Source organism: Paucibacter sp. KBW04, assembly GCF_003852425.1.
GTDB lineage: Bacteria > Pseudomonadota > Gammaproteobacteria > Burkholderiales > Burkholderiaceae_C > Paucibacter_A.
Map to the genome: position 1 here is coordinate 97407 of NZ_QAJN01000019.1, position 6138 is coordinate 103544.

Sequence of the window (6138 nt, forward strand, 5' to 3'; positions counted from 1 at the left end):
TGTGCTCCTTAGTCCAAGGTCTTCGCCAGGGTTTTGGCTTTGCGAATGTCTGCCGCTTGGCTCTTCTTGGAGCCGCCTGCGAGCAATACGATCAGCTCATTGCCACGCTGCACAAAGTACACGCGCCAGCCCGCACCGAAGTGAATACGAAGCTCCGACACGCCCTCGCCCACCGGGGCGACATCACCAGGCAGCCCCAGGGACAAGCGCAGCACTCGCGCAGCAACAACAGCCTTGACTTTGGCGTCAGGGACGCCATTCAGCCAATGGCTGAACTCGGGCAAGGCCTTCACGCGGATCATGGTATATTGTAATCGATCGATTACGAATCATCAACAAGCTATTGTTGCCTGGCGGCGCCTTGGCACGGGTGGCGGTTTGTGGGTTTCTAAGACTTTGCTGATTAGTTTCGAGGCCCGAGCCCCTGCCTTGAATGTCTTGCCCTGCTTAGCCATTGCCGCCTAGAAGCCTATCAATCGGGCTCGTCACGGCGCCGCCGCCCATCTTGAGCACATGGGTGTAGATCATGGTCGTGGACACATCTGAATGGCCCAGCAGTTCTTGCACGGTGCGGATGTCAGTGCCCGCCTGCAGCAGATGGGTGGCAAAAGAGTGGCGCAGGGTGTGAACAGACACCGGTTTGGCAATGCCTGCCAGCGGCACTGCCTTCTTCAGTGCGCGTTGCACACGGTCTTCGTAGAGGTGGTGGCGCCTCTCCACACCGCTTCGCGGATCGATAGACAAGGTGGGTGACGGAAACATCCAGAACCAAGCCCACGAATAGCCCACCTTGGGATACTTTTGCTCCAGCGCATGAGGCGTCTCCACGCCCCCGCGCTGAGCCTGTCGATCAGCTTCCCAGAGCGCGCGAGCCGCCAGCAATTGCAAACGCAAGGCCGGCACGAGCGAACGCGGCAACATCACCACCCGGTCTTTGCCGCCTTTGGCATCGCGCACGATGATCACCTGCCGCTCAAAATCTACGTCCTTGATACGAAGGCGCATCCCCTCCATCAGGCGCATGCCCGTGCCATAAAGCAGGCGGGCGATCAGTGCGGTTTCACCTTGCATCTGTGCCAGCAAGCCCGCCACTTCGTCGTTGGTCAACACACTGGGAATGCGCCGCTTCTGGGTGGGGCGATTGATGTTGCTGAGCCAAGGTAGCTCGATAGCGAGCACTTCCCGGTAAAGAAACAGAATCGCGCTCAACGCTTGGTTGTGCGTGGATGCAGACACCCTGCGCTCTGTGGCCAGATGGGCCAAAAACGCTTCGACCTCGCTGGCACCCATGTCGCGGGGATGCCGCATGACCCCGCCACGGCCCGACCAGCGAATGAAGAAGCGCACCCAGTAGAGGTACACCTGCTCGGTGCTGAGGCTATAGTGCATGTACCGTATCCGCTCGCGCAACTGGTCCAAAATCCGGCTGGACTGCAGCACAGGGGTGCTGGGTTTCGCGGAATTTTTAATACTGTACATGCATACAGTATATTGAGCAAAAAGCCAGCATTCAAGCCACTCTCAGGGGGGACAGATGATCAATGTATGGAGCAGCGCCCAACTTCTAGAGCAGACTTTGCTCTGGACATTACGTTGGGCGGCACTAGATGCAGGTTGATCGACCTTCTTGGGAAATTCGAGGAATCCGATGCCAGTGTTGCGCCAGGCAGGGTGCACTTTGCTTTTTGGCGTGTCCCAATTGCGAGGCTGTGGTGCTTGTATGCGATGAAGTGGGTACCGCATATCTAGACCCGACCGACCTAGAAGCTGCGGTTTACGGCGCGCTCGATGATCCGAATTGCAGGTGCCCAAGGTGTTTGGCGAAGCGTATTTCTGAATTTGAAAGCGCCTCATCGGAGCAAATTCAGTTGGCAGGATTTCCGGATGGCACGTATGAGTGAGAGCGTGCTGCCCAACCCGTCATTGCAGCCGACCTGCGCCAGCTTCGCTGGCTGGTCGGCTGAATTCCAACGTTGTGCAGCATGAAACTTCGGCCTGCCGTCCGCCGCAATTGGATAGTCGCTCTGGCATTTTGCGGTTTCATCTTGGCCTCTCTTGCAGGTGCCATGCTCGTCGGATTGGTTCCGTCGTTCGAGCAGAAGTGCGCCCAGCAATGCAAGCCCGCGGGGTTAGACGGGCGCATGGTGCCAAGCTATCCACAGGAGATGACGGGTGGCCGTGGCGGCCCAAAGGAGTGCAAGTGCTTCAGTCCCGGTACTTCCTCGGCTCCAGCATGACGCTCACGCGGCACAACCTTTTGCTGCAGCGGACGGCTACGCCGCCCGCTGAGCGCGAACGTTAAACAGCAAATGCGACCGCACTTCTTTGACCCCGTCGCGTCGAATCCAAACCTGCCTGCGGCGCGGAAGCTAGCCCGAGACATCTACGGCTTGCACGAGGCAGGCGCGAACTACGCCGCCGAACTTCGGCAGTTGGGGCTGCTGGCGGGGCGAATCATCTCCTTGCAACAGGTCATGGGCGCATTCGGCTCTAACGACCCGGAGACCTTTGCGCAAAAGTCGCTGGTTGACTGGCATGCACTCCCGAGGGATGCAACCGAGGCCGAAATGCTGGAAATGCTTCGGTTGATATGTCAGGCCAAGGGCACCGAGTTCCAAGTCGAGTATTGGGTGGAATGCCTGCGCGTCAACACCGGTGACGAGCGCCTCAGCGACTTGATTTTTTGGCCAGATGAGTATTTTGGGAAGCCAACCATTAAGGACCTGTCAGCCGAGGAAATCCTCGAAGTTGCTCTGGGCCGCTCGGGAGGCGAACTTGCTGTTTAACCCTTCGCAGCAGCGGACGGCTTCGCCGCCCGCTGAGCTCACACGTTAAAGGGCACGACTTGGCTTCAGCGTCTCATATTGAGCTGCCGTCCTTCGATACCGGCGAGTACGAGGCCAGCGAGCTTCATATGTCCGAAGGGAAGGCCGTACTGAGGGTGCATATCGCCGGGCGCGAGCCCGTTCAAATCGCCTTCGCCTGTGTTCGTTGGCATCGCTTCACGTCGCTGTACGCGTGCCCGGCTGAATGGATCTCCGGGTACTACTTCAAGGTTGGAGTGGTTGGCAACAGCCGGGAATTGGCAGAGCACCTGGAGGCGGACCAAGCATCTGTGAAGCCCTACAAGCAGCTTCACCATTTCCGGATATTTCTCGACAAAACAGGGTGTCATGAGTTCTTGGCGGAGAGCGCTGATGCCCTTTAACCTGTCATTGGAGCGGACCGCCTTTGGCGTCCGCTCACTTTCACGTTAAAGGGCACGACTTGGCTTCAGCGTCTCATATTGAGCTGCCGTCCTTCGATACCGGCGAGTACGAGGCCAGCGAGCTTCATATGTCCGAAGGGAAGGCCGTACTGAGGGTGCATATCGCCGGGCGCGAGCCCGTTCAAATCGCCTTCGCCTGTGTTCGTTGGCATCGCTTCACGTCGCTGTACGCGTGCCCGGCTGAATGGATCTCCGGGTACTACTTCAAGGTTGGAGTGGTTGGCAACAGCCGGGAATTGGCAGAGCACCTGGAGGCGGACCAAGCATCTGTGAAGCCCTACAAGCAGCTTCACCATTTCCGGATATTTCTCGACAAAACAGGGTGTCATGAGTTCTTGGCGGAGAGCGCTGATGCCCTTTAACCTGTCATTGGAGCGGACCGCCTTTGGCGTCCGCTCACTTTCACGTTAAGCCGCACTATGAAGCGTTTGGCAATTGCCACGACAGGAATCCTCCTCGCCGCTACCGCATTTGCTGCGGGGCATATTGCTGCGGTGACTTCTCGGGGGCTTGGGCCAGTTCAATTCGGTATGACAGTGGCGCAGTTCAGTCATTCGGTTGGGGAGGCACTGTCCGAGCCTCAGAATCCAGAAGACAGCGGCTGCTTTTATCTGGAGTCCAAGCGGTTCAACGGTGTCTCCTTCATGTTTGAGGACGGAAAGCTTCGTCGAATCGACGTGCGCACCGACAAGATCTCTACGCAAGACGGTATCCGCATTGGTACGACAGTAGCCGCCGTTAAGCGACGCTACGGTAGGAGACTTAGCGATGAACCGCATCACTATTCGGGCCCAGAAGATCGATATCTAACGGTTGCCCTCGCGGGTGATATCGCAGTGCGTTTTGAGACCAGAGACGCCAAAGTCGACAACTTCTACATCGGTAACAAAGCCCAAGTGCAGTACGTGGAGGGCTGCCTGTGATGCGGCTTAACCCTTCGCTGCAGCGGACGGCTTCGCCGCCCGCTGAGCTCAAACGTTAAGCCGCAAGCGCAATGCCGTTCCTTCGCATAGTTCTGGACGCAAACTCGGACGAAGTTGGCCGTGCTGACAAGCGGCGAGGTCTGGTTGACACAGCGAACCCGAGCTACCGCGGGAAGCATCCTCTCATTCGATGCTGGTTGATTGAGTTTGACGAAGATGGCGCGCCATGGAGGGAGATCGGACTGGATCAAAATGAGGCCATCATGGTTGCTGGCCCCAGCATCCATGACTATGGTTTTTGGCTCGATACAAACATGCGGTACGCGGATTTCAAGGGTGAGCCGGTAGCGGGCGAATATTTCGAGAAGCTATGGGCAGAATCTGGGGTGGTCGCACCATGATGCGGCTTAACCCTTTGGTCAAGCGAACCTGCGCCAGCTACGCTGGCTGGTCCGCTTACCGCAAACGTTGGACATCAGGGGCGAAGCCGCTCGTTACTTGAGCGGACAATACCCGCCCAGGAGGCAGCATGTCATTCATTTCAAACGCTGGCGCGCCCGTCGGCCAACCATTCGCTCCCGTCCAGATTCGCACGTCGGGGCGCGATGTTGTGTCGGCTGGTACGGTCATCACGGTAGACAACCGCAATCTGGAGTTTCAGATCGCCCATCTAAAGGTCGTCTTCTCCTTCGTCACTGATGCTGGCGCTACGCGGCTTGGCCCTGGGTCTGCGTCTGACTCCACGCTGAATCTCACGCTCTACAACTTCAACAACTCCATCGGTTCGGGAACAACCGCCCCTCTCGACATTGGGACTTTGGCTGGTCGAAAGCTGTCGCTCTCCTTCATGGTTTATGCCATCAGTCCGGAGAGCAGCAAGACTGTTCACTACACCTTTACGCTTGGGGAGCCCGCGTGAGTGAGCAATCATCTTCCCTGACTACGGCCAATTTGGGTCAATTGCAAGGCGAACTTCGCGCGCCGCCGGTCCCCGAGACCTCGGGCTCAATCTCAGTGTCGATCCCTGGTACGGTGACTCAGCAGATTGGCTCTGGCGAGCATGCTCAGAATTCAATCGTCTATCGGACGATCCTTTGGTCGTTCATTGGCGGTGGGGCGCTATCTACTGCATCTATCGTGATCGCGCTTGCCAAGGGAAATGCGAGCGCGCTCACTGAAATCAAGGACGTTTGGTCGATCTTCGCGCCACTGATAACTCTCGCGCTTGGATACCTCTTCGGCAAGGGGCGGTGATGCCCAACACTTCAATGGATCGGACAGGCAAAAGCTGGCCCCGCTGCGATCCCTTGTTATTGTTGCCTTCGCGGGGCCAGCTCTTGCCTGCCGCTCATCTTGGACGTTAGCCGTCATGGAAACACCGCTACCCGTACACCGCGTAGTAGAAGAGTGGCTTCTGTGGGCCGCTTGGCAATCTGACCCGAAAAATCACGGGAAGCAGAATGCCGACTTGATCGGGTTCGATGAATTCGACTACGTTGTCCGAAAGCATCCCGAGCACGCCTGGCAGTGCATTCTTGCTACGGTCGCAGAGGCGAGGGCCAAGCCGTTTCTGGGTGTACTTGCTGCCGGGCCGGTAGAAGACCTCCTCGGGCTTTACGGTGCCGCGTTTATCGAGAGAGTTGAGCGGGAGGCCCGTCTGAATCCACAGTTCGCTTGGATGCTCGGCGGTGTCTGGCAGTGTCAAATTGCAGACGAAGTCTGGGCCCGGGTTCAAAAGGTCTGGAATCGCCGCGGCTGGGATGGAATTCCAGAATGACGGCTAACCAGTCTACAAGGACTTCCTACCGTTTCAAGCTCCAATAGCAAGACTTGACCCTACGGGGTATTTTTCATTTCTAGACCCGCGTTCTGAACAGCGGCAACGCAATGAGGAACAGACTGAACATCTACAAACGGGCTTGCTGCTGACCATGCCGCTGCCCCAGA

At 57.5% G+C, this 6138-nt stretch carries 10 protein-coding genes; 8 read left to right on the plus strand and 2 right to left on the minus strand.

Features of this window, described 5'->3' with window-relative positions; translation table 11 throughout:
- Positions 1-8 precede the first annotated feature (8 nt).
- Together DBR47_RS22730 and DBR47_RS22735 are read right to left on the minus strand one after the other, a co-directional pair.
- Entirely contained in the window at positions 9-302 is a 294-nt protein-coding gene (locus tag DBR47_RS22730) for a type II toxin-antitoxin system RelE/ParE family toxin (RefSeq protein WP_124454428.1), read from the minus strand.
- Positions 303-447: 145 nt separating this feature from the next.
- Complete coding sequence (locus tag DBR47_RS22735; protein WP_370454949.1) at positions 448-1470, minus strand: integron integrase; 1023 nt, start codon at positions 1468-1470, stop codon at positions 448-450.
- A gap of 839 nt (positions 1471-2309) precedes the next feature.
- On the opposite strand from DBR47_RS22735, the gene DBR47_RS22740 reads away from it, so the two are divergent.
- The 8 genes from DBR47_RS22740 to DBR47_RS22775 all read left to right on the plus strand — a co-directional run bounded on the left by DBR47_RS22740 (position 2310) and on the right by DBR47_RS22775 (position 5968).
- Positions 2310-2786 carry a hypothetical protein gene (locus DBR47_RS22740; protein ID WP_124454432.1) on the plus strand — a complete coding sequence of 159 codons (477 nt, stop codon included), beginning with the start codon at positions 2310-2312 and terminating at the stop codon, positions 2784-2786.
- Positions 2787-2845: 59 nt separating this feature from the next.
- Positions 2846-3208: a hypothetical protein gene (locus tag DBR47_RS22745; RefSeq protein ID WP_124454434.1), complete on the plus strand. Its 363-nt coding sequence runs from the start codon at positions 2846-2848 to the stop codon at positions 3206-3208.
- 23 nt (positions 3209-3231) lie between these two features.
- Positions 3232-3630, plus strand: a complete 399-nt coding sequence (locus tag DBR47_RS22750; RefSeq protein WP_197047237.1) for a hypothetical protein — start codon at positions 3232-3234, stop codon at positions 3628-3630.
- Between the two features lie 57 nt (positions 3631-3687).
- Positions 3688-4191: a hypothetical protein gene (locus tag DBR47_RS22755; protein ID WP_124454436.1), complete on the plus strand. Its 504-nt coding sequence runs from the start codon at positions 3688-3690 to the stop codon at positions 4189-4191.
- Positions 4192-4388: 197 nt separating this feature from the next.
- On the plus strand, positions 4389-4592 hold the full coding sequence (locus tag DBR47_RS25180) for a hypothetical protein (RefSeq protein ID WP_124454438.1): 204 nt from the start codon (positions 4389-4391) through the stop codon (positions 4590-4592).
- A gap of 128 nt (positions 4593-4720) precedes the next feature.
- Positions 4721-5110, plus strand: coding sequence for a DUF6864 domain-containing function (locus tag DBR47_RS22765; RefSeq protein WP_124454440.1), 390 nt, complete (start codon positions 4721-4723; stop codon positions 5108-5110).
- Positions 5107-5445 carry a hypothetical protein gene (locus DBR47_RS22770; protein ID WP_124454442.1) on the plus strand — a complete coding sequence of 113 codons (339 nt, stop codon included), beginning with the start codon at positions 5107-5109 and terminating at the stop codon, positions 5443-5445. Before DBR47_RS22765 ends, DBR47_RS22770 begins: the two co-directional genes overlap by 4 nt.
- Entirely contained in the window at positions 5417-5968 is a 552-nt protein-coding gene (locus DBR47_RS22775; RefSeq protein WP_124454444.1) for a DUF6869 domain-containing protein, read from the plus strand. The genes DBR47_RS22770 and DBR47_RS22775 overlap by 29 nt, the downstream gene beginning before the upstream one ends.
- Positions 5969-6138: the final 170 nt, after the last annotated feature.